Below are 26,694 nucleotides of genomic sequence, written 5' to 3'. Positions count from 1 at the left end.
GGCTCACAAACGTGGCCACCACGTTCCAGCCGATTCTGGACCAACCAGAGTGGCAATTTAAACCAACTAGCACCAAGCGTAGAGAAATTAGAAAGTGGTGTCTGCATGGCAAAAATACTATTGGTCGATGATGAAGCCAGCGTCATTGACTTCTTACAACAAGAATTAACCTTTGAAGATTATGAGGTCGTGACCGCCTTAGATGGTCAGCAAGCTTATGACATTTACACGGAACAAAAAGACAGCTTAGACCTCGTGATTCTGGATTGGATGTTACCGAAAATGGATGGCTTAGAGGTTCTCCGTCGCATCCGTAAGCACGATACCCTGCCGGTAATCATGATGACCGCCCGCGATTACGTTGGTGATAAAGTGGCGGGTCTCGACGGTGGCGCTGATGACTACATTACCAAGCCTTTTGATACCGAAGAACTCTTAGCTCGTATCCGGGTAATCTTACGCCATGCGGATCAGACTAAGCATACCCAGGCCGTTTATCAATTCGCTGATTTGGAGCTAGATACTAAGGCCCGCCAAGTGCATCGTAACCATCACTTAATCCAATTGACCCAGCGTGAATACGACTTATTATTAACACTCATGCAACACGCCGGCGAGACCTTGTCCCGAGATGAACTTCTCGATGAAGTCTGGGGCATTGATTTTGATGGGCAACCTAATATTGTCGATGTCTATGTACGTTACTTACGACATAAAGTTGACACTGAAGCTGATCGTAAGCTCATTCATACGGTCCGTGGCGTTGGTTATTGTTTGCGAGATGATGCCCATGTTTAATCTACGCGGTAAATCGAACGTGGCCCAAATCACCCGTTCATTTACTTGGATGATGCTTCTGATCGTCCTGATCACTGGCACTAGTATTTCACTAGTCGTCGGCTACCGCTTAACCCGTAATCGGGTCGACGAAGCTCGGGCACTGACAAAAAGTCTCGATCGTTCCATTATTGATGATGAACCTGACTGGAACCGGTGGAGTATCAACAGTCCAATCAATACGAAAAATACTTTTGTTAAAGTGCAGACGAATATTCCGAAACGCAAAGCACATACCTTTTATTCCAAAGGAACCGTTAAATTTCTTAAAGCTGATGCTTACCAAATGCCAATCTTGAGATCTGTCTGGTACTTACCAAAATACGGATTCCTTTACCGCGCTTCCATGAAATCAGACCACATTTACTATGAAACTTGGACCAGCTTTCAAGACGTTTCACATATCTTTAAGCTGATTCTAGAAGTGTTAGTCCTAGTCTTGATTCTTTGTAGCTTGTTAGGCTACTTCATCATCGCCTGGCTAGCGCGCCGCTTGAATAAACCGTTAGCCAGCTTGACGACCGCTGCTAAGCAGATCAATCATAGTGCCAATATTTCGTATCATGAAGCCTTGCCCGTACCGGATAACCCCGATGAAATTCATGATTTAGGTACCGAAATCAATCAGCTCTTAAAATCACTGAATGACCAGGTCTTACGTGATCATCAATTTGTCTCGGATGCGTCCCACGAGTTACGGACACCGTTAACGGCGATTCGCGGCCATATTAGCCTAATCAATCGTCGTGGTGAACAACATCCGGAAATCATTCCGAAATCGTTAAAATTTATCGACGAAGAATCGGCTCGCATGCAGACGCTAGTTGAAAGCCTGCTGCGACTCTCACGGATGGACCATGTCGACATCGAACGGCAACAGTTAGATGTGAATCAGGTCGTTCAACAAACTGTTGAAAATTATCAAGCTGAGATTAGTCAGCCATTACAATTAGACTTAGCGACCGAACCTTTAATGGCCATGATCAATCTAGATAGCTTGCAACAAATTTTAGTCGCGCTCTTGAACAATGCCAATAAATATTCACCTGCTGATCAGCCCATTACCTTAACCACTAGTCGCATAAATGGTCAGCCAACCTTAGCCATTGCCGACCTTGGTACTGGGATCGATGATGACCACAAAGCCAAAGTCTTCGAGCGTTTCTATCGTGTTGACCAAGCCCGGTCGCAACAAATTCCTGGAACCGGCTTAGGCTTAGCTATTGTTAGTCGGCTCGTTGATTTGAATCACGCCCAGATTGCCATTAGTGATCACCAGCCACACGGCGCCGTCTTTACATTAACCTTGGCAACTAAATAAGCCTCCAAAAGCACCAGCATATGGATTAAATCCGTAATGCTGGTGCTTTTGACTTTAACAAGTTTATGTAAGCGATCACAAAAAAGACTTGACGGTGACTGCATTCAAGCTGATATTAGAAGAGAACCTTTAATTATTGGGGGAACTAACTATGACTAAAGCAATCGTCGCCTTCGATCTTGATGCAACTTTAGTAAATGACGACAAACAAATCTCCACCGAAAATCAACAAGCGTTACAAGCCTTGCGCGCCAATGACTGTTTACCCGTGATTGCTACCGGCCGAGACCGCTTGGAAATTGCGGACATTATTGTTACTGGTCAATTTGAGGCCATCGTCAGTGCAAATGGTGCCGACGTTTACTTGGCTGGTGACCAGTTATTCGAAGATAGCTTAGCGGCCAGCGTGTTACGTGATCTAGCTGCTTGGACCACTGAAAATGCCATTAGCTTTGCAGTCTCAAATCATGACGGTATGGCCATCAGTCAGATTGATGACTTGGTACGGTTAAACTATCAACGAATTCACCGGCCGTTACCAACCGTTAATGCCACTTATTTTCAGCAGCGTGCGATTACGAAAGCCTTAACCTTTATCGATGAGACCCCGGCCGGTCAACAATTGGAAGCGACGCTACAAGCAAAGTTTCCAACGATAACGTTCTACCGTAATTCTGATATTTGTATTGATGTGGTCGCTAACGGGACGACCAAGGCTAGCGGCATTGCAACGTTACAGACCCAGGCCGACTTAGCTGCCGTTCCTGTTTATACCTTTGGTGACGGTTATAATGATGTTTCGATGCTGCAGTCCGCTGACGTCGGGATTGCGATGGGCAATGCGGATCTAGCGGTGCAACAACAAGCCAACTATGTCACTCGCCGTTATGACGATCATGGTATTGTGACTGCCCTACAACATTTTAAGTTGATTTAATCCAACCATATTTGCGATAATAAAGCTGATAGGACATAAAGGGAGATGGAAAAATGACTGCAAATCATGGATTTGAAATGGAAAGCTTTTATGAGACTGGTGAAAAGTTAGGTGCTGCGGTCGATGTGATTCGTAAAGATGATACCAATGGCATGACCGTCCGCTATGCCACCCGGAATGCCGGCGAAATTAAATTCATCTTCACCAACATGCGGACCGGTGCCGTCATTGAAATGGTCTATGAACAAGATCGGCAAGGCGGTTGGACGTTTAACCCGACTGAATCGACGACAGTTAATACAGATCTTAAGGCTTAAATCAAAAAAGCTCATCGAATTTAATCGGTGAGCTTTTTTATCCTTAATAATCGTAAAGCTATCAGGCTTTAACAACGGCACTAACTTGTTGGTCAACATCGGCAATTGTTGCCGCATTCAAAAAGCCTAGTGCTTGTTTCTGATGACCATCGTATAAAAAGAGTAGCCCATTAGTCTCAGCAACCCCAAAGAACAATGATCCAAAGACCTGCCCCGTCTTTAGTAGTTGCGATTGTTTTTGATAAATTGGACCAGTTGGGGCTAACTGCGCCCGCTGCAGGCTCAACAACTCAAAATAGTCATCTGAAATTTCAGTAAATGCCGCCCCAATCTTTTCTAAATCACTTAAATAAGTCTGTTGCGGTTGGCGCATTGGTCGACCGGTCACATTAACAAATGCGTGAGCCGACAAGCCTAATGCTTGGGCACGATTAGCCAAATTGGTTTTGGCAGTCTGCTGATCGCCGTAAACGAATTCGGCTAAATTCACGATAACATCTGGTGCTGGCGCAACAATAGCTAAATTTAGCAATGCTAATAAAGTGTACTGATCCCCAATCGTCAAATCAACCTTATGTTGACTGTGATCCCGGGCTAAATCCTGGGTAATCGTCACTCGATCCGTTAAATGCAACTTACCCTGACTCAACTGTTCTAAACAAGCCAGAATCACCAATAATCGACCAACCCCGTTTTGCGTATAGGCACCTGAACTTGGTGCCACTCGCGTCATCGCAAAGTCACCAGCGCCACTGCTGTAATACAATGCCTTTCTGACTAAGGTTGGCGCTAATCTTGTAATACTAGAATTTCTCCCAGAACCTTTAATAAAGATCACGGTATCAGTCTGAATAGCTTGAATCAAGGTTCGTGATAACGACTCAAGCTGGTCGAAGTGCCCACCAAAGTTAGCAGTCTTAAAAGCAGCGGCGACTGAACCAATTTCTGGCCCGAACGTATAGAGTCGATCGAAGTGACTTTGCATTAACTTTTCAATTAACTGTAAATGTACCGCTCGTGTCTTATCACCTAAATTAATAACCCGACCCATGACAAAAACTTTTTGAGTATTGGAAGTTACCTGATAAGCCTGTGCAAAATCAATAAAGTTTTGCATCGATAAAACTTCTGCATTATGAGTATCATCCAATACCGTTACTTGATGGCCATTGACCATAAAAGTATGCACTTTCCGCGGATTGGCAAGTTGGCAAAGTTGTTGTAATGGTTCCTGCCACGCAACATCAAATCTGCCTTGCAATAAGGTCATCGCACTGATGGCGCCAATCGCATTACTGATCAAACCCGCGTCAAAGTGGCGAACATCAATCGTTGCCAGTAACTGTCGATTATGGCTGACTTGTAAATACCCATCGGTGACTTGACCAATATAATCACAGTCAGCCTGCGTCCCATACGTCATAATCTGCGACGTATAACGCTGCGCCAATTTTTTGACTTCAGCTAAGTTTTTAATATCACCATTCACTAATAACGGCCGATCAGGTTTTAAACCATAAGCAAGTCGTGTTTTGAATTCCGCCATCGCATGCTCGTCATAACCACGCTGACCAATCCCAACCTGTGTGATAATACCTAAGTCCAAGGTTAAATCTTGCATAATACCGACTTTGTTCGGCTTTTTACCATACCAGAAAGCGCCTAAAGCAATTTCAAGCACGTTATAGGTTGTCCCAACACTATTCATCACCGTAATCCGTGCTGAAGTTCGTGAATTATGATTTGTCGGGGTACTATGCGTTGGCGCGACTAGTTTTAGCAGGCCCGTCAACAAGGTCTTCATCGTACTTTTGCCAACTGTGCCTGTAATCCCGATATTATGACTTGGTTGCGCCGCATTAATCAAAGCAAAAATCTGCTTCATCGCTTCATAGGAGTTAGTGACTTTCAATTGCGGGACATTAACGTCTTTAATCAGCCGTTGCACGACAATCATCCGCAACTGATTGGCAAACTTATGAACGAATTTATGAGAATCAGGTGGATTGACAGCATACATACCCGCATTGCCAGTCCCTTTGACCCAAGTTGGACCATCCATTGCAAAAAACAGGTTGGCTTGATCACTTGTTGAAAGTTCACCTTGATAAACGGCATAGTGTTTAATCGGCAAACTTGCGTCTACTGGCGGGATAACCCACTCACCACCGATAATCTCTGCAATCTCTTGCATACTAAAATAGTCACCATTGAATGTTACCAAGTTAATCCCCCACTTTATTGATTATATTTAAGCTAGCCTCTATCTGACAATCATAAGACAAGCTCACCATTGACATGCACCTGCGTCATCAATACTATGTGGACTACGCCTAAAACGGTATAACCACAGCATTCAACCCATCCAGCTTAGTTGTCGCGTAATCCGCTCCAAAGATTCCCGCTGCTTCAGTAAAATCAGTATCATTCACGAAATCCGGCTGCCAGAATGTCTCACGATTATTAGCATAAAACGGACATAAATATAAGCGATGTTGATTTAAATCTAAACGCACTGTCGCCCCATATGCTGGACAACCACGTTTGACGAACTCACCATTATTATTGAAAACCCCATTACCGATACTATAAATAACTGGTGCATGACCAACATATTTGATTGGCTGCAAGATATGCGGACCCTGACCAATGATTAAGTCAGCCCCAGCCGTCACCAATTTTTCAGCGGTAGCCTGTTGGACCGGCATAATTGCTTCATGAAAATCATTTCCCCAATGGGCGCTCACAATAATTTTAGCGGTTGGATTTTGCTGCCGATAAGCTTGAACATCTTCCCATACCAAGGTATCTAAACAATTAACCCCGGCACTAGCCGACTTCGCATAAAAATCAAATAAATTGTAAGCGGAATTACGATACCAATAACCATTGAATAGCGCGATTTTTTGACCTTGATAGTTAAATTCAACAAAGTGTCGACTATCCGTCTGATCACGTCCAGCCCCAATTGTCTCAATGCCAGCCTGATGGAACGCTTGAATGGTTTCCGTTAAAGCTGTCGCTCCCGCATCTTTGGCATGATTATTACCTAACATAGCTAAATTAAAATGACGGGTCGTTAGTTCTTTCAAGGTCGGTTCAGTTTTGGCATCCAAGATGAACGGTTTGATTCCCGTCAAGGTATGTGGATTTTCCGCAAAGACCGCTTCAAAGTTGCAGATATTATAGGCTGAATCATCAAAGAACCGGCCTAACTTTTCAAAAGAGTACCCGTAACCATACTTTTGTAACGCATCATCGATTTTATTTCGTTTACGTGCCCGGGTATACATCTCACCAAAATACGTATCACTGAGTAGATTAATAATCGGTTGCTTCAAGTTAACCGTTGTTTTAGGAGCGATTACCGCCGTTGCTGCCAAACCACCATCAACTAGCTGTTCCATCTTAGTATCAATGTAGCTGACATGTGGCGCATTAATAAAAGCACTGAAACGCTTGCCATATTGATCGTTAAAGAAAATTAAGCCATTGGTTTCTTTAGGACCGAAGAACACTGACCCATACGCTTTCCCAGTCTTTAATAACTGCGAACGTTTCTGATAGCCTAACCGTTGATTGGTTAAATTTGCTCGCTGTAAACTTAGCAAACTAAAGAATTCATTCGGCAACTTGATATAGGCCGCACCAATCTTTTCCAAATCACTTAAATAAGTCCGCTGTGCTGAACGGGTTGGGCGACCAGTAATATTTACTAACGCCTGCTTTGATAAGCCTAATTGAGCAGCCTTTTTTCGCAACCCTTGAACTGCCGCTTGATTACCGCCAAAAATCGACTCGGCTAGATTAATGATGACATCAGGCGCAGGGGCAACAATGGCAACACTCAGTAGCTCCAACAGCGTATGTGTATCGCCAACCTTCAGTCCAACTTTATTAACACTACGATCGCTGGCCAAATCTTGAGTGATTTTGACAAGATCAGTTACTCTGATCTTACTGTAAGTTAGCCGTTCTAAGCATTCCAAAATTACTAATAGGCGACCAACACCATTGCACGTGTAGGCCGTTGACCGCGGACAAATATCCGAAATAGCAAGCTCATCTGCCCGTGTTACAAAGTAGTCCGCCTTAGTGAGTAATTGGCGACTAATACGATTAATATTAGAATTCCGACTCGATCCTTTAATGAAGATAAGCGTATCACTGGTTACCTGTTGGGTTAATGTCTTAATTAAAGCGTCAACTGACGTAAAATGCCCACCGTATAACTGCGATTCAAAGTCAGCGGCAATCTGATCAATTTCAGGGCCAAATGTGTAAACAGTCTCAAACTGACTGTGATTAAAAGTCGTCACTAACTGTTGATAGACTCGCTGTGCCTGCTTTTCTAAATTGATAATTCGCCCGACAATAAAAATTTTTTTAGTTGTTGCTGGTGCGCGGTATGCTTGTGCATAGTTAATAAAGTTTTGCATCGACAGTAATTCAGCATTATGCGTATCATCCACAATCGTCACCTGATGCTGGTTAATCGTCATTGTTTTAGTATTCTTGGCGGCCTTAACCCGACAGATACTGTCAAAAGCCGCTAACGACTTGGCATCTAAATCGCCGACTAATAGTTGATAGGTCGCTAAAGCACCAATGACATTACTAATTAAGCCTCGATCAAAGCCATTAACGGACATCGATGCGACTAAATGACCCTGATGGCGTACAATCAAAACCCCTGCCGTTGTCACTTGACCAACAAAATCACAGGTTGAACTGAATCCATACGTCACCACATTTTGTGTATATCGATCCGCACCTTTTAAAACATCATCAATATTTGCAATATCACCATTAACTAAAAATGGTTTGCCTGGTTTCAGTCCATAAGCAATTCGCGTCTTAAAATCAGCCATTTGATGTTCATCAATACCTCTTTGTCCAACCCCAACTTGCGTTAAAATCGCTAAGTCCAGCTTGATATCTTCAACGATGCCTACTTTCTTTTTGCCATACCACAGTGAGGCTAAGGCAATTTCTAACACGTTATAATCCGCATGATGATTATTCAAGACTGAAATCCGTGATGATGTCCGTGAATTATGATTTAGCGGTGTCTTATTGACAGTCGTATTAAGCGCTAACAATGACGCCACTAATTCTTTCATGGTACTTTTACCAACTGTGCCTGTAATCCCAATATTATGACTGGGATTATCGGCATTAATTAACTTAAATAAAGTGACCATCGCGGCATACGGATCTTCAACTTGTAGTTGTGGGACCTGCGCATCGACGGGATGTTGCACAATCGCCATTTTTAGAAACCGCTGTAGTTGCTTTATCTTAGGATGCGAGTCTGCAAAGGTTCGGGCGTAAATACCGTGATTACCGGTGCCCCGTTGCCAAGTTGGCAAGTCCATCGCAAACCACAAATTAGCATGGTCCTCGTGCACTAATTCGCCTGAATAAACCGCGTAGTGTTCAATCAGCTCCTGATCATCGGCTGGTGCTACAACCCATTTTCCATCTAAAACATCCGCAATCTCGTGCATACTTAAGTATTTATTCTGATTGGTCATTGTTCCAAACGCCCCCATTTTTTCTACCAAGCTGGTCACCCAGTTAGCATGGCTAATCCTATTTATATACTGCAATTATAATGGCAGTAGCGTCATTTTTAAACTGATTGCAATCGTTAATTATTAGCCCCGGAAAGCGGTTATTTGTGCTTGAATAAGTAAACTTTTTTGCTTAACTCATTACTTAAAATACTGTGTTATTAGACAATGAATTCTAAAGCCGTCCATGCCCTTAAACCAGTTCAATGAGAGATTGTTTGGGTAGATTCCTAGCCCTCACAGTGTGACCGCCACCCCGCCGTCGTTCTCAGTACAGCTGGATTTTCTGAATTACTGGACAAGTAACAGTGTCACCAATCACACATGCGACACATAATCACTTAAAAACAATGTTCATTCCAATTAATAACAATCCCAAAATCAACGGTTTCGTTAATCCGCTACAATGCCATACATTTAGTATTATTGGTCGCCATATCGAAAGTACTGGCACGCTTCTAGACATCGAAGCTTTTGCACGCGTTATCCGCATACATCAACAATTGCTAAATATCTATTAGTCTGATAGTTATTCTTTTTGGCACTAAAAAAATCCCACCAAATCCAATTGGTGAGATCTTTTTTTAGTCTCATGAAACTTTATTAACGTCTTTTCCGTTCTGCAAGGCCTAGAACCCCTAACAAACTACTGAAAGCTAGCAACAAACTCCCGGCTAGTGTCGGCGTTGTCGCCGAGGTTTCATCAGTTTGCGGTAACGTCTTAGCACCAGCTTTGGCCGAATCCTGTGCGGTAGTCGACGACTTAACTGTCTTAATCGCTGATTTAACAGGGACAACTGTAATAGCCGCGTTTTGAGTAGTTTCAGTGGTTGCCTTAGTATCACTAACTGTGGTGCCTGTATCAATTGGCTTAACTAGTTTAGCTGGCTGATCAGTTGGCCGTGGCTGTGGTGCTAATCGCAACGTATTACCAACCCAAGTAGCATTGGTATCCGCTTTAACGACCGGCACCACACTCACTTTAGGCTTAGTACTAGTTGGCTTGGTCGGCTTAATCACTGCAGTGGCAGTGCCATTAGTCGCTGGTTTTGTCACTGGTTTCGTTGTTGTTGGCACATCAGTCTGACCAGTTGGCGCAGTCGCCGTAACGGTCACGGTTGTTTGGGCCCGTTGCGTTTGACCAGTAGCATCAACAAAGCTATACGTCACCACATAAGTCCCGGCAGTCATCGTTGCCGTGGTAGCGACTGGCTGACCATTCTTAGTGACCGTGACCATCAAGCTATTAGGGTTAATCGTACTGCCATCCGTATTCACTGCACTTAAGATCGCACTAACTGGTTGCCAAGTCGTGCCAGCTGTGACAGCCACAGTTGGCATTACGGTCAATACAGCTTGATTAGCCACAACGGTAATTGTTTGACTAGCCGTCGTCACAACCCCTAATTGATTCGTGAACTGATACGTGACAACATAAGTCCCAGCTTGTTTCGTATCAACACCACTGACGGGTTGACCAGCTTTAGTCACCTTAATAGCGACCTGATCAGCTGCAACTGGTGTCCCATCAACGTCGGTCACCCTTGCCAGATTGGCAGTTGGTGTCCAAGTTGAGCCGGCAACAATCGTCGTCCTTGGCGTTAAGCTAATTACTGCTTGATTAGCGGCCACTGTCACTGTTTGACTTTGCGTTGTTAACTGACCTTGCTGATTGGTAAAGCTATACGTCACAACGTAAGTACCAACTTTACTTGTATCAACACTCGTCACGGGTTGACCGTCCTTAGTAATGTTGACTGTCACTTGACTGGCATCAACCGAGCTACCATCTGTATTCGTCACTTTAGCCAAATTTTCAGCAGGCGTCCAAGTTGAACCAGCTGGAATGGCCGTTTGACCAGTTAAGGTAATGGCTGCCTGACTAGCATTAACGGTCACGGTCTGCGTCTGTCTAGTCACCTGACCTTGTTGGTTCGTAAATTGATAAGTGACCTCGTAAGTCCCAGCTTGTTGCATGTCGACATCACTAACCACTTGCCCGTTTTGGGTGACCTGATAAGTCACTTTAGCGGTAGCATCGCTGCCATCAATATCGGTTGCCGCCGTTAAGTTAGTTATTGGCGTCCAAGTATCGCCGACAACGAAACTAGTCTTATCAGCCAAGCGGATCGCATCACTGGCTGCAACGATAGTTACTGCAATCGTTTTCGACTTCGTTTGCCCGTTCACATCTTTAAAACTGTACGTCACTTGATACGTGCCTGGCGTCGATGTATCAAGCGCTGACACAATTGTCCCAGCCGCCGTCTTAATCGTTGTGACGACTTGAGCGGTGACATCCATATCTGCCGAATCAGTGGCACTGACTAAGCTATGACTTGGTTCCCAAGTTGTATCGCCCACGTACAAGGTCGCATCGTTAGCTTGTATCGTCCCAGTCAACGCTTTGACTGTAACCGTCGAACTTGTCGTCAAGTTTTGGCCATGACCATCATTAAAGGTCGAAGTGATCACATACTGACCACTGACACTAGAATCAACACCAGTCACCGGTTGACCATCACGAGTATAAGTCGTTGTCACCACACTAGCATCCGCTGGTGTGCCATCCGCATTGATTGCGGTTACCGCACTTGCTTGGTACGTATCACCAACATATAGCGTTTGGTCCGCACCTGCCGTAATTGCTCCGGCGGTTGGTTTGATGGTGACTGTTGACTGGCCCGTTTGAACCTTGCCATTTCTGTCGGTAAAACTTGTGGTGATCGTATACGTCCCAGCTTGATCAGGCGTAACTGCTGCGACTGATTGTCCATCTTTCGTTATGGTCGTGGTTAACTCATTAGCTGGAACCTTGTGACCATCGGCATACGTTGCAGAGACGGTATTAGCCGTATAGGTATCCCCTTGATACAAGGTTTGACCAGTCCCAGCATCGACCGCACTTGTGTTAGTCACGATGGTCACTTGTGAAGTGCCACTTTGAATTTGCCCATTTTGATCAGTAAATTGGGTCATAACGGTATAAGACCCAGGCTTAGTTGTATCGATGGTTGAGACCATCTGCTTCGTAGCATTATCGGTAATCGTGGTTGTTAACTTGTCAGCCGCAACTGAACTACCATCCGCATAGGTCGCGGTCACTGCACTCGGGGTATAAGTGTTGCCCGTGTAAAGCGTTTGATCAGTCCCTGGTTGAACGGCGTCACTATTATCTACGATGGTGACGGTTGACGTCCCACTTTGTACCTTGCCGTTTTGATCCGTAAAACTAGTCGTTACAGTGTACGTCCCAGCTCGGGTCATATCAATCGCTGATACTGGTTCATTAGCGGCATTCTTAATCGTCGTGGTCAACTTATCTGACGCTACGGTAGACCCATCGGCATACGTTACGACAACTGTACTTGGGGTATAAGTGTTGCCCGTATAAAGCGTTTGATTAGTCCCTGGTTTAACAGCACCACTATTATCTACGATGGTGACGGTTGACGATCCACTTTGCGTTTTGCCATTTTGGTCAGTGAAACTGGTTGTAACGATATAGTTGCCAGCTTTCTTCGTGTCAATCGCAGCCACTGAATCACCAGTTGTCGCATCGACAATCGTGGTGGTTAACTGATTAGTTGCAACCGTAGTTCCATCGGCATATTTTGCTAAAATGGCACTTGGGGTATAGTCATCACCAGTATAAAGGGTCTGATTAGCACCGGTTTGAACCGCACTAGTATTGTTAACAATGGTGACAGTCGATGTTCCACTTTGTACCTTGCCGCTTTGATCCGTAAAACTAGTCGTCACAGTATATGTTCCAGCTTGGGTCGTATCAATCGACGACACGGTTTCATTCGCCGCATTTTTGATCGTCGTAGTTACCTTATCTGATGCTACGGTAGACCCATCGGCATATTTCGCAACAACTGCACTTGGTGTGTAGGTATTACCAGTGTAAAGCGTCTGGTTAGCACCTGGTTGAACGGCACCACTATTATCTACAATGGTTACCTTAGACGTGCCACTTTGAGTTTTCCCATTTTGATCAGTGAAGCTAGTGATAACTTTGTAAACACCAGCTTTGCCGGTATCAATAGCTGCTACTTCATTACCTGTAGTGGCATCGATAATCGTGGTTGTTAAGTCAGCCGGTGCAACGGTGTCTCCATTGGCATATGTTGCTGAAACTTTATTTTGAGTGTAATCATTACCGGTATAAAGCGTTTGATCAGGCCCTGATTTAACAACATCGCTATTATCTACAATGGTAACGGTTGACGTCCCACTTTGTACCTTGCCGCTTTGATCCGTAAAACTAGTCGTTACAGTGTACGTTCCAGCTTGGGCTGTATCAATCGACGACACTGGTTCATTAGCCGCATTCTTAATCGTCGTGGTTAAATCACCTGGCGCTACGGATGACCCATCAGCATATTTCGCAACAACCTCGCTTGGCGTATAGTCATTGCCGGTGTAAAGCGTCTGGTCGGTGCCTGGTTGAATGGCACCGCGACTGTCCACGATGGTGACCGTAGATGTCCCACTTTGTACTGCGCCACTCTTATCCGTAAAGCTAGTGGTAATCGTATAGTTACCAGCTTTATTCGTATCAATTGCAGCCACAGGCGTATTAGTTGTCGTATCGGTAATCGTGGTGGTGATATCTTTAGCTGCCACTGCCAAGCCATCCGCATATTTCGCTGAAGCTGAACTTGGGACATACGCATCGCCAGTGTATAGTTTTTGATCAATCCCTGGTGTCGCCGCACCGCTATTATCCACGATGGTCACTTTTGAGGCGCCACTTTGCGTTTGACCATTTTGATCAACAAAACTAGTCGTCACAATATAAGTCCCGGCCTTAGTCGTCTCAATCGCTGAGACCGGCTGACCGGTCGCGGCATCCTTAATCGTAGTCGTTAATCCAGTCTTGACCTCAGACCCGTCAGCGTTAACTGCGCTCACTGGACTTGGTACATACTGATTCCCAGTATAGAGGGTCTGGTCGTCACCAGTATCGACCGCGGCTGTGCCATCCTTGACCGTTACCGTTACGGCTTTAGACCAAGTCTTCCCTTGAGTATCTGTAAACTGATAATCCACGGTATAAGTCCCTGGTTTAGTCGTATCAAGACTCGTTACGGCCGTCCCAGTGGTTTGATCAGTGATCGTATACGTGACCCCATTAGTCGTATTAACCTTGGTACCATCGGGTTCAGTGGCCACTAATCCAGCATCTGGCCGCCAAGTATCGGTTGTATATAGCGCCGTATCCGTTGCGGTTAAGCCAGCTTGATTAGCCGCCACGGTTAACGCCGTCGTCGCCGTTTGTGGATTGCCTTGCGAATCGTCAAAGGCGTAAGTCACTGTATAAGCGCCTGGATTGCTTAAAACAGCTGCTTCGGTCACAGCTTGATTGTCAGCGTTCGTATAGGTCACAGTTAAGTTAGTTAAATCAGTATATTTTAAAGACGTGCCATCAACATCCGTAGCACTGACAAAGTCATTGGCTGGTGTCCAAGCAGGATCACCGGCAATGACGGTCGCCGTTGGGTTGACTTTAAAGCTAGCTTGATTAGCTAACACGGTAACGGTCGTCCCAACCATTGTTGTTGCTCCCCGAGTCAATGACGGGTCCGTATAACTATACAAGATTTGATAAACACCAGCAGCGGCATTAGTCGTCAAATCAATCGTCGTCCCAGTGTACGCATTTCCATCTTTCGTGACGGTCGCTAGCGTTGCTGGATCGAGCGGATCACCATAATAATCAATTGCAGTGGTTAACCCTTGACTAGCTTGCCAAGTCGCGGCCGTCCCGGTCAAAGCAGGATTGACTGTAATCGTAATCGCATCTGCTGGGACCAACTTCGTCTGGTTCGTCTGAATCGTATACGTATCCGCAACGGCGGTAGCGGGACTACTATATAAAGTCGTTAAACTATCCGTGGTATTTAGCGCTTTTTCATTGTTGACCCAACGATCCGTATAAGCTTCGGTTGGAACTAGTTCACGTAAGCCAGCATTACCCGTTGAGTTGCTTAACAAGGTATTTTTACCTAAACTAATCGTTTTCAAGCTAGCTAAACTGGCTAACATATTACTAATTTTTGTTGAATCGCTCATTGTAAAGTTAGAGAGATCTAAATTTTCAAGCGTCTTGTTTTGATTATTGGCAAACATACCAGTCATATCAGTAACTGCCGCAGTTTGCCATTTAGATAGGTCTAGGGTCGTACCAGTTGTTGCTGAAGCAAACATGTAAGCCATTGACGTGGCTTTACTTGTATCCCAGGTATCTAAGCCAGTCACATTAACAACAGCGGCACTATCAAACATATGATTTAATGTCACTGCAGAACCATCAACTAAGCCGGTCAGATTAGCATTCGTTAACGCCGCATCATAAGTAAACATGTACGTCATATCCGTAACTTTTTTCGTATTCCACGATGATAGATCGAGGGTCTCTAATCCAGTGGCAACACCATTAACATTTTTGCTAGTCCGATAAAACATATAATGCATCGTCGTGACATTACTTGTATCCCAATTTTTAACATCAAATGTTGCGACCCCGGTAACACCCCCAAATGTTTCGGACATACTAGTTACCTGACTTGTATTCCATTTAGAAACATCTAATTTTGAAATGCCTGAGTCGTTATAAAAAGTGTTACCTAGTGTCGTCACGTTAGCCGTGTTCCAATTAGAAACATCTAGAACCTTGACCTTAGATACACCAGAAAAGGTCGCTGACAGATCTTTAACCGAACCCGTATTCCAGCCAGAGACATCCAATGCAGTTAGCGCACTGTCATTACTAAACATCGAGTTCATGTTGGTGACTTTACTTGTATCCCAACCGGATACGTCTAGCGTTGCTAGCGCTGAATCGCTATTAAACATCGACTGCATCTGAGTCACTTTACTCGTGTTCCACTTTGAGACATCTAGTGAGGTTAAGACTTTATTAGATATCCCCGCCATACCAAACATATAAGCCATATTAGTGACATTACCGGTATTCCAATTGGACACCTCAACTGTCCCTAGATTACCATCGCCTTCAAACATCCACTGCATATCCTGTACATGACTTGTATCCCAGTTGGTCGTGCCAAGTGTCCCTAAAGACGTCAAGGCCTTATCACCAGCGAACATGTAAGCCATTCCGGGCAAACTTAATGCTATCGAAGTATCAATAGGTGCTGTCCCGACTTTACCGGTATTCCAGTTCGAGACATCAATCGTCGTTAAGCCACTATCACCATTAAACAAGCGATTCATATTGGTCACATTAGCAGTATCCCAGCCAGAGACATCTAAAGTGGTTAAACTACTATCGTTAGTAAACGCATAAGCCATATCCGTCATTTGGCCAGTCTGCCAATTGGAGACATCCAAGGTCGCTAAGGCCTTATTGTTGTAAAAGGCATAGGCCATATCAGTCACTTTGCTGGTATCCCATTTAGAAACATCCAAGGTCGTTAAGGCTGCATCGCCCCAAAACATATTAGCGATATTAGTCACATTGCCGGTCTGCCAACCAGACACATCCAAAGTTGTTAACGCAGCCGTATCATTAAACATATCCGCCATATTGGTCACCTTGCTCGTGTCCCAATTGCTGACATTAATACTTGTTAAGGCCGTATCACCACGAAACATTTGGAATAGACTCGTTGCCGTACTAGTATCAAAGTTATTGGCGTTTTCAACAGTCGTTAAATTGGTCATGTTAGTAAATAAGTCACTTGAATTAGCCGCAGCTTTAACCGGGCCATCAAAAACTACCGACTTAATTTGGGTGGCATATGCCGCCCAAGGACTAGCCGAGTTACCAGTTCCAGCATTAAAGACTGTGTCATCTAAGCCGCCACCATTACCAGTAATCGTCAAGACGCCATCACTGTCTAAAACCCAAGTTGCGCCAGCTTTAAAAGCGCCACTGGCAACGGTTGTGGCTGCGGTAGCTGCGGCACTCCGCAACAAACTGGCTCGATCGGTTAACGTCCCACCTAAAGTTAAATTAGCTGCAACCGGCATCGCCAGGCGTGACATCATTAGATTGGCGCCCAATAACTGATTACTTGAATCTGCAGTCAAATCATCGGTTATTGATTGAACGTTGGTTAACTGGTTGATATCGGTTGTACCCGCACTTTGATCAGTTGGTGTCTTAGAATTATCAGTTGATTGTTGGCCAGCATTAGTCAGCGTATTCGAAGTATCCGAGCTACTTGTCTCAGATATGCTATTGCTCGACTCACTTGAAGCACTACTACTAGACGAAGTACTGGATAAGGTGCTTGATGAACTCGTCGTTGAACTGCCTACTTTTTGCGCAGTTTGACCGTCAGAATCATTATTTTCAGTAGTTTGTGAGCGACTACTCGTTTGGGTCGCTTTCGTCGTAGCCGTCGCATTCCCATCATTAGTCCCATCACTCGTTGAGGAGTCTTGGCTACTTGAGCTGTTCGAACTTGAAGACGAGCTACTAGTTGAGCTCTGTTGACTACTACTACTTGAACTGCTCGAACTCAAAACGACCGATGATTGACTCAACTGTGAAGCGGAAGTTGTGCTACTCGTATCGGCTTCCGAGTTACTGCTCTCATCAGTATCGGCTTGTGCAGACGGGCTACTCAATTGCCAAGTTAAAACGGCAATGCCAGCAAATAACCAGAAGCGCCCCTTTTTATACATTTTGTAATGAACTTTTGGTGATGTTGTTGACGTGAGTCGTTGTGTGTGACGCATGTTAAAATCCCCTTTAAACGGGTAGTCCGTAACACTGAATAATCGGGCTATTCGATCATTTTTAATTATTAAAATATTAATTTTTAGTTTATGAGGTTAGTATAGTCTGTTAATTTGATTAATTCAATTTGTAAATTGCCGCAAATCCCGTCGTTTAGCGGTTTATATACTATGCGTTCAGATACATAACCGTAATTAATTGGTTAGCAAAATTAAGTCTTACAACAATTTATTGTGACCCATTATAAAAAGCAACTATATTATTTTTATTAATTCATGGTCAAAACCATTTAAGAACTAATTGGATTAGTGTGCGTTAATATTTATTGACATTATAATTTGTTATACAACTCAGTTCTAATCAATCCCTGATTTTTATAGTTAACACGCTCAATTAAGCTATTAATCATTTTCTGTCATCTTTGCCGTCTAAAAAATGAGTGTCAACCCGTCTAAGAGTTGACACTCATTTAAAAACTCACCTATTAACGTTCACGCCGTTTCCGACCAAAGAACGCTGTTAACGAACTCAGGCCTAATAGCAATAATCCTAATCCAGTGGCACTAGCTTCTGTTCGATCACCAGTTTGTGGTAATGACGTGGTGACAACAGACTTTGCTGCTGGCTTTGATTTAGTTGACGACAAGCTAATCTTGGCCGCTTGAACCGTTGTCGTGGTTGTCAGCTGGACTGGTTGATTGGCAACTGGCTTGGTACCATTAACTACTGGTTTTGACGTGGTCACAGTTGACTTAGTTGTAATCTTGGCCCCATGCCAGGTCGTGGTCGTACTGCCCTTAGTTGCTGTTGAGTGCGTTGGCTTAACAGCAGTTTGAGCCGGTATAACTGGCTGATTAGGTGTCGTTGGGGCAACCGCAATATGATCCGCCGCAGCATTCGTTGTCGGTGTATCAGGCACGGTTACCGTCTGACTACCATTATCAGGAGTCGTAGCTGGTTCGGTTGGCGTTGTAGCCACCGCTTTAACAGTTAAAGTGACCGGCTTAGTAACCACATTGTGATACGCATCTGTATAACGATATGTCACTTGAGCTTGACCAGGTTTACTTAGATCAACTTTATCAGCACCACTGACTTGAACCTGACTGAAGTCAACAGACTTACCAGTCGCATCCGTCGCACTGATGAAGCTATCGCTCGGTTGCCAAGTCCCGTTTTGCGTCACGGTCATATCTTGAGCATTAACGGTCGCCTGAGTTTTCATCACGGTTAGAGTGACAGTCTTCGTTGCCTCGTTACCATAGCTATCCGTATACTGGTACGTCACTTGATACTGACCAGGTTTGTTTAAATCAACTTTATCCGCACCACTCACCTTAACTTGACTAAAATCAACTGATTGACCATCGGCACCAGTAGCACTCACAAAGCTGTCGCGTGGTTGCCAAGCTGCGTTTTGAATAATCGTCATATCTTTAGCGTCAACTGCCGCTTGTGTTTTAAGCACGGTCAACGTCATAGTCTTAGTTGCAAGATTTTGATAGGCGTCCGTATATTGATACGTTACTTGAACTTGCCCAGGAACCTGCGTGTTAACCTGATCCGCGCCTAGCACCGTGACTTGTTTGAAATCAACCGGTTGCCCAGTCGCATCCGTCGCACTAACGAAACTATCAGCTGGTTGCCAAGCTTGACCTTGGGTTATCATCGCATCTTTAGCGTCAATGCCGACCTGACTCGCAATCACCGTAATCGTCACCGTCTGACTGGCCGGATTGCCGTTAACATCTTGATAACGGTACGTGACGGCATACGTGGCGCCGACTTTACTTGTATCAACAGCTTGATCACCCGTAACCGTGACTCGACTGAAATCAACGGCTTGACCCGTGGCATCGGTGGCAGCTTTGAAGTCATCACTCGCTTGCCATGATTGACCTTGAATGACCGTCATATCGTTGGCGTTGACCGAAACTTTAGTTGCTAACACCGTAATCGTCGCAACCCCACTGTAAAAGTCTCCATTTTGGTAGGTCACTTGATAAGTCCCGGGTGTCGTAGTATCGACGGTCCCGGTGACCTTCAAATCACCAACGTTCAAAGCTTGGCCGGCATTATCGGTCGCACTAATCAAGTTATCCTTCGCACGCCAGCTATTCGTTGGGGTTTGAATCAAGGTCGTATCTTTAATGGCTAAGCTGGACTTGTTCGTTAACCACGTATAAGTATCCGCAACACTCGTTCCATTAGCTGGGTACAATGCCATCAATTCTGGCGAGGTGAACGTCTGCCCTTCCGTATTAATCCAACGGCCCAGATACGTCGCATTAGTTGGCACATCTGGTAAGGAGACGTTAAGCGCATCATTTTGTAACACGGCATCTTTACCAAGGGTTAGCTTTTGTAGTGCCGTATCAGTGTCAAAGATTAAAGCTAAGTTATCTGCGGAGCGCATATTAAAGTTCGCTAGATTTAGCGTCTTCAAGTTGATATCGCCATAGAACAGCCATTTCATCCCGGTGAGACTACTAGTATCCCAGTTACTTAAATCTAAGTCAGTCATGCTGTAATTATTGGCAAACATTCCCGCAATATCGGTTAAGTTAGCGGTGTCCCACTTGCTGACATCGACACCTTTTAATTTAGTATCCCAATAAAACATAAACCGGGCATTTTGTAGCTTACTCGTATCCCACTTGGAAACATTCGCCGTTTCGAGATTATCCATACTATAGAATAGGTTTTGTGCAGAAACCAAATTGCTCGTATTCCAATCGTCAACGGCAACGGTCTTGAGGCCATTATCGTAAATAAACATTTGTGTCGCGTCTTGTAAGCTACTGGTATCCCATTTGCTGACATCTAGATTCGTTGCACTCTTGTTACTCATAAACATACTATTAGTATCTTGCAACTTGCCAGTCTGCCAATTAGCCACATCCAGTGTTGATAGCTGTTTACAGTTGGTAAACATTGAGTTGGCATTCGTTAAATTACCCAACTGCCACTGGCTTGAGTCTAGACCATTTAAGACATAATCATTCATAAACATGGCCCCAGCATCGTTTAAACTGGCTAGATTCCACTTAGAAGACTCTAAAGTTTTCAAATTCCAGCAATCTAAAAACATGTTACCTGTATCCGTCACACTAGCTAACTCCCAGCCTGTAACATTTAGATTAACTAAGTTATGCACTTCATCGAACATATTATCTGCTTTGATTACATGGCTCACATTCCAACCGCTTAGATCAAGGTTAATTAGGCTATCATCACTATCAAACATCGTGCTCATATTCGTCACACTATGCGTATCCCAATTGTTGATTTTCAAGTCAGCTAGATTAGTATCATCGTTGAACATAAACATGAAGGACGTGACTTTACTCGTATCCCAAGTATTCAGGTCTAAGCTAGTCAGGCCGCTACAGCCAGTGAGCATGCTTTCCATATCGGTGACATTGCTCGTATCCCAATTACCGATGTCTAATTTTGTTAATGACTTGCAACCAGCAAAAGTACCATTCATAGTCGTGACCTTACTCGTATTCCAGTTGCCAACCGCTAAATCAGTCACCGCCCAGTCGCCACCAAATAGGAGATAAAACGACGTGACTTTACTCGTGTCCCAACCACTAACATCAATCGTCTTTAGGCTGCTTACGCCATCGAACATCTGCTCCATCTTCGTAACATTACCAGTCTTCCAACCACTAACATCCAAAGTCGTGAGGTTACCGTCACGATAAAACATTGAGTCCATATTAGTGACATTGCTCGTATCCCAACCGGCATCATTAACAGTCGTTAGCGCTGAGCAATAGTAGAATGCGCTTCCAAAGCCGGTAACATGACTCATATCCCAATTATCCATATTGACGCTCACTAGGTTGGTATCATACCAAAACATACTCCCAATTGAAGTCAAGGCACTAGTCTTCCAGGTATGCAGATCTAGACTAATTAGGTTAGGATCCTTCATGAACATGTTACTCATTGAGGTCGTCTGGCTGACATCCAACTGCTCTGGATTCGTAATCGTCGTTAAATTTGGTAAATAATTAAAGAGGCCATTCGCATTCACTGGCGCTTTAACGGGACCATCAAACGTAATCAATTTGATAGCGCTACTATATTGTTCCCAAGTATTTTTAGTTGGCGCTAGCTCGCCGGCACTAATATGCAAGGTGCCTGCATTGTCGATTTTCCACGTACACGTGCCCGATGTCCCATTGGCAATATCAGCCGGAACTGCGGCGGCACGCATTAATAAGGCCCGTTTGTTCAAGACTTGCTGGTCATTAGCCGTGACCCCAAGCGGCATCACCCTTTTACTGGTGCCAAGCAAAGCATTCGATAAACCATTAGTTGGCAAATCAGTAGTTAGGTCATTAACTTGGGTCGTAGTCACTAGATTATTAACCACTACCGTTTGCGCTGTTGGCGTATTCGTCGTTTGGTCGCCAGTCGTTACCGGCGTATTGGGCTCGTCAGTCTTAGGTGTCACAATTTGGTCTGACTCAGAAACAGCTGCTTTATCCGAATCAGTGGTGGCTGGTTTTGAGCTCTGAGTATCATCACTTTTATCGTTAATTGGTGTCACGTCGGGACTAGTCTTTACCGTTGAATCTGTCGATTTGTCCGTACTGGTATCAGACTTAGATATTTCACTAGTTTGACTGGCATCAGTTACAGCAGTTGCCTGCTTACTTTTCTGAGTCGTTGTTGTATTCACATGACTATCAGTTGAGGTCGTTTGGTCCTTAGGCGTGGTGACATCACTATCTGACGTTGCCTTATCAGGCTGCGTCGTGGCTGACTCACTTGAACGATCAACATCACTGGTACTAGCGTCATCAGAGCCAGTTGTCCCAGCCGGTTTAACGCTACTATCAGTCGTAGCTTTGGTTGATAAAGTGACCGTTTTGTCAGCGATGACTGCTTTAGCAGTCGTAGCCGAACTGTCAGCGCTTTCAGCTGTCTCCGTAGTATCCGCTTGTGCTGGCGTGACATTACCCTGCCATGCTGTCAGCACTAATACTCCAGCAAATAACCAGAAGCGACCTTTTTTATACATCTTGTAGTGTTCACTTTGATTAGTTAAAAAACATTGTTTATTTATATTCATCATACCGACCCCTTTTAGATACGCCGTAACTAGTTTCCCGTTCGATGATGCCATTTATGACTAATTACATTAATAGCTCCCATTCATTGATAGTATAGCCCCTCAACATATAAGATTCAATACAAAAGTCGGCCTAAAGTGTTGATATATCAGCGTTTTAAGCTAGTTTAGTCAAAATACATACCAGTAAACAGTGAGTTTAATTTTATTAGTAAGTCAACCACCTATTTATTCAAGTATTAATTTTAATTATAATTTTTTTAATGATTAACTACTTTTCAGCAATTTCACTTAGCTAATTGTGGAAAATCATATAATGTTTACTTATGGCTCAAAATTGAATAAATCGAGGCGCTTGGCAAGCTAACCGTTTAACCCGCTTGACTAACTTGGACAGTTTAAGACCATCTAATTATTTTTAACTATTGTTATTTTATGGCAACTTTCCACAATTTATTTCAAACTTATTCGAGCTATCTGAGTCCATCAAAAAAGGCCGCTACGCTAACCGATTCCTTAGCATAACGACCGCTTCTATTCACTTATATTTCGATGCTATTGTTCCAAATTTCTGATAATTTCACTTTCAATCCCCGTATCGACGATTGTTTCAATTCGATCTAGCAAGAGCAATAACCAGCCGAATGCCAGCGCAAACGCCACCATTTCAAACGCCGTTAACGAAAAGTAGCCAATGCCTTGATAGAGAATTTCCGCCACAACTAAGGCAACGCCGATACCATATGATAGGTAGAGAAAGTCTTTCGTAACTTGCGGCAGTAACCAGCGAATCCCTACGATTAACCCAATAATCAGATAAACCAGGAACATGGCAAACTGGTCATGCAACCAGTGTGACGAGACGTTATTTGGAAAAACACCCACCAGACCTAGGTCAACCGCCGTCATCGTCAGTAGTCCCCGTAAAACAAACAATCGCCGTGATTGTGGGTACGCTGCTTGTAAACTAACGAATAGATAATCGACCAAGGCAATCATGAGTAATGCTGAAAAAATTAATGTGGCATTAAATTGCCAGCCGCTAGACGCATGACTAGTCCCTAAGAAACTGAGATTATGTTGCCACCAATACCGCTCATTATTAACGGCCATTGAAATCACCACGCCACTAATAATCACCACGGTCAGTACGGTCGATAAGACGTTCACATCCATCGCTTGGGCAAAATAGACCATCGCCAAGTTACTGAACAAACTAAACACAAAAACGACAATACTAGCCGTCAAGTAGTCAAAGCTCGCACCACGAAACAGCATCCCTAACAGCCACATACTTCCAATTAAAAACAATGCCAGAATCAACGCAAATGACAACACAATGACTGGAAAGTTTCGCCAATAAATATTCTTCACAAAATGATTATGCGGATTCTTGCGGTCGCCAATCAGGAACCCTGCAAATAGGATGGTGCCCATCACGGTACCTAAAACAATGATGCCCGTCGCTAAAGAATTATCACCGGATAGTTTCACATACCGGGTCTTTTGCCAAATACAATAGCCGCTATAACTCATGCTAGCTACTAAAGCCAACAACAGTGGCCACAAAATTGCCCACCGTTGCAACAAGTTACGCCGTGACTCTTCGATCTGAACCACTAGTCGTCCCCGCTTGACCACTAGTTTGGCCGTCGTTTCGTCTTGCAGCTTAAGTTGCTCCCCAACCTCAGCTGGAATTTTTAACTGAAAATCTGGTTTTTCCATGTGTTCCTCCGCCATCTAAACTCAATTAGATTAATTATAGCAAAAGCCACACGATAATAATGGATTTCCAGCATTAATTATTGGTAATACCTATTGAAACAAGCGTGTTCTCATCGTATACGGAAAAACACCTGACAAATAACGGCCAATTTTTGTATTAAATCAGCACACTCATCACATATCGAATGACAATCTGAAACCAAATGATCAACCAGGTCTTTAGTAGATATGCTAAAGTCAAGTTATCAAATAGAAAGGCCTAACACTATGACAACAACTACTATAACTATCCACGATGCTCAAAAAGATTTAAAGCGTTTGACCGACAACGTTATTGACAACACTGAATGGTTATTAAAAAAAACGCTAGTGACTGATTTGTCGTTAGCGTTAACTCGTTAGCTTTATTGAAATTTTGAAACTTCGATTGCTACTTTTTGACCGATCCGCTTTTGTAACGCTTCTTTCACCGTCGTGACGGTTCCAGTGAAAATCATATTAATTTCACGGCGCGAGTCCAATACAAATTTAACGATGACCCGTTTCTTCTGATTCAATGCGGGGATTGCCGCAATTTGAATGCCGGTAATCTTGTCAAAGGCAATGGTTCGCCGGAACCAGGCCCCTGGTAATACCAAGTTCTTGGCAGCCAAGCCACCTGTTCCCATCATAATATTAATCATCATAAATAAGGACCAGAATAATAAGTCGGCGAAGTCCGTCAAGCCACCATAAGCACTCCAGATCAGTAATAGCGCCGCAACGACGATTTGCCCCCAACGATACTTCGAGCGCAATTCTAATTGCGATTCTATCACCACGTTACGCAAAACCAAATAGACTAATAATAAATTTAATAGTAGCATGCTTATTTCACCTCATTTCACTTATTCTTACCTTATCTATTCTATCAGTCCTACACCAATAAGTAACCCTAGAGGTTCGCCCTTACTGAGTTAGTTTTACAAGGATTTTTATCGCTCTGCTTGCGCTTAAAATACCCTCTTGTTTCAGCCGTGCTTAACCTATTGATAAACGTGGCATGATTTGCTTGATTAACTTTTTAAAAAATAAAAAACGGAAACCTCGCATAAATACGTATCTATACAGATGTAGTGAGCAAAACTCACGAATATTTTATATTTATGGAGGAATTTATTTTGAAAAGCGTTAAACAGTTGTCTTTAGGACTAATGTTGGTGATGCTAAGTGTTCTTTTGATTGGTTGTCAGACGAGTGACACCACAACTGACTCAAGTGATGACTCAGCAACTGAAGCCGTTTCACATGCAACCGATAAAGATGATGAGGAAGATAAAGATTCGAGTAGTACCGACGAAGACGAGAATGAAGATAAGGATTCAAGCAGTGCCGATGAAAGGGCTGACAGTGAGTCCGAATCATCATCAGGTACTGATACTAGTGACTCAGAATCTAGTTCTACAAGTAGTATCACCCAAGCAAGTTCAAGTTCGGCAGCGTCCAGTTCCAGTGTAACTGCCACATCTTCAGCAACCAGCAGTAGGACCACGCAGACCCACCCAACAACTACAGGGGTCCCTGACAATAAAGTATCCACAGTTGGTGATTCACGGGTTTGGGGCGATTCACGTACCATGCTCTATTACACGCCAGCCCAAAACTATCGCGGCTATCGTCCCCGCAATGCCGTGCCATTTGCTGATGAAGCTGCGGCACAGGCCGCTGGTTATCAACCATCACCACGCCGACCGCGGTATTAGTGACCAGTTAAATCATTACATGATGAAATAACTCAAAAGTAGAATCCAACTGGTCACACGTTCAATTTGATAACAAGGTATTCAAAAAAATATTATCGATAAGATAAAATTAATTTTTTGGGGGTTAAATAATGAGTGACAAAGAACTAATTTCTGATTTTGAACAATTATTAATTAAAAAGGCTAAATTTATTGTGACTGATCCAGTCCTAGCAAAAAGTCCTATGTATTGGATTGATTTTGCAAATCATATAGCAGAAACACTTTTAAATAATGGACACAATTCGACTGAGCTACAACAGACTAAGAATACTTTAGATAAACTAACAGACAATTCATTAGAAAACAGTTTAAAAAAAGCTAAATAATCACTATTTTGGTTGATCACAAATACAATAATTTTAATAAAAATCCGATATTCCTTAGAAAAG

12 protein-coding genes are annotated in these 26,694 nt (G+C 43.7%); 6 read left to right on the top strand and 6 right to left on the bottom strand.

Annotated features, from left to right (window positions below):
* Nucleotides 1-105 precede the first annotated feature (105 nt).
* From FFM77_RS03670 to FFM77_RS03655, 4 genes are all read left to right on the top strand, one after another.
* Nucleotides 106-798: a response regulator transcription factor gene (locus FFM77_RS03670; RefSeq protein WP_137634396.1), complete on the top strand. Its 693-nt coding sequence runs from the start codon at nt 106-108 to the stop codon at nt 796-798.
* Nucleotides 791-2,158 carry a HAMP domain-containing sensor histidine kinase gene (locus FFM77_RS03665; protein ID WP_171001552.1) on the top strand — a complete coding sequence of 456 codons (1,368 nt, stop codon included), beginning with the start codon at nt 791-793 and terminating at the stop codon, nt 2,156-2,158. Before FFM77_RS03670 ends, FFM77_RS03665 begins: the two co-directional genes overlap by 8 nt.
* A gap of 151 nt (nt 2,159-2,309) precedes the next feature.
* Nucleotides 2,310-3,095 (top strand): Cof-type HAD-IIB family hydrolase, encoded by a 786-nt coding sequence (locus FFM77_RS03660; RefSeq protein WP_137634394.1) that lies wholly within the window; start codon nt 2,310-2,312, stop codon nt 3,093-3,095.
* Nucleotides 3,096-3,148: 53 nt separating this feature from the next.
* The gene (locus tag FFM77_RS03655; protein WP_137634393.1) at nt 3,149-3,412 is read left to right on the top strand and encodes a hypothetical protein; all 264 of its coding nucleotides are present in this window, start codon (nt 3,149-3,151) and stop codon (nt 3,410-3,412) included.
* A 61-nt stretch (nt 3,413-3,473) separates the two neighbouring features.
* On the opposite strand, the gene FFM77_RS03650 is transcribed toward FFM77_RS03655, so the two are convergent.
* From FFM77_RS03650 to FFM77_RS03625, 6 genes are all read right to left on the bottom strand, one after another.
* On the bottom strand, nt 3,474-5,636 hold the full coding sequence (locus FFM77_RS03650; protein WP_137634392.1) for a glutamate ligase domain-containing protein: 2,163 nt from the start codon (nt 5,634-5,636) through the stop codon (nt 3,474-3,476).
* A gap of 109 nt (nt 5,637-5,745) precedes the next feature.
* Entirely contained in the window at nt 5,746-8,949 is a 3,204-nt protein-coding gene (locus FFM77_RS03645) for a CapA family protein (protein WP_171001551.1), read from the bottom strand.
* A gap of 642 nt (nt 8,950-9,591) precedes the next feature.
* Entirely contained in the window at nt 9,592-17,706 is an 8,115-nt protein-coding gene (locus FFM77_RS03640; RefSeq protein ID WP_137634390.1) for a BspA family leucine-rich repeat surface protein, read from the bottom strand.
* 485 nt (nt 17,707-18,191) lie between these two features.
* Nucleotides 18,192-22,796, bottom strand: coding sequence for a BspA family leucine-rich repeat surface protein (locus tag FFM77_RS03635; protein ID WP_171001550.1), 4,605 nt, complete (start codon nt 22,794-22,796; stop codon nt 18,192-18,194).
* A 555-nt stretch (nt 22,797-23,351) separates the two neighbouring features.
* On the bottom strand, nt 23,352-24,521 hold the full coding sequence (locus FFM77_RS03630) for a DUF998 domain-containing protein (RefSeq protein ID WP_137634388.1): 1,170 nt from the start codon (nt 24,519-24,521) through the stop codon (nt 23,352-23,354).
* Between the two features lie 404 nt (nt 24,522-24,925).
* The gene (locus FFM77_RS03625) at nt 24,926-25,387 is read right to left on the bottom strand and encodes a hypothetical protein (protein WP_137634387.1); all 462 of its coding nucleotides are present in this window, start codon (nt 25,385-25,387) and stop codon (nt 24,926-24,928) included.
* Nucleotides 25,388-25,681: 294 nt separating this feature from the next.
* Here FFM77_RS03625 and FFM77_RS03620 point away from each other — a divergent pair, with 294 nt between their 5' ends.
* Nucleotides 25,682-26,263 carry a hypothetical protein gene (locus FFM77_RS03620; protein ID WP_137634386.1) on the top strand — a complete coding sequence of 194 codons (582 nt, stop codon included), beginning with the start codon at nt 25,682-25,684 and terminating at the stop codon, nt 26,261-26,263.
* A gap of 131 nt (nt 26,264-26,394) precedes the next feature.
* Complete coding sequence (locus FFM77_RS03615; protein WP_137634385.1) at nt 26,395-26,631, top strand: hypothetical protein; 237 nt, start codon at nt 26,395-26,397, stop codon at nt 26,629-26,631.
* Nucleotides 26,632-26,694 lie beyond the last annotated feature (63 nt).

The organism is Lactiplantibacillus songbeiensis (assembly GCF_005405125.1).
Lineage (GTDB): Bacteria > Bacillota > Bacilli > Lactobacillales > Lactobacillaceae > Lactiplantibacillus > Lactiplantibacillus songbeiensis.
Note: the sequence above shows the minus strand (reverse complement) of the source record. Positions and strands in the feature narration are given on the sequence as shown.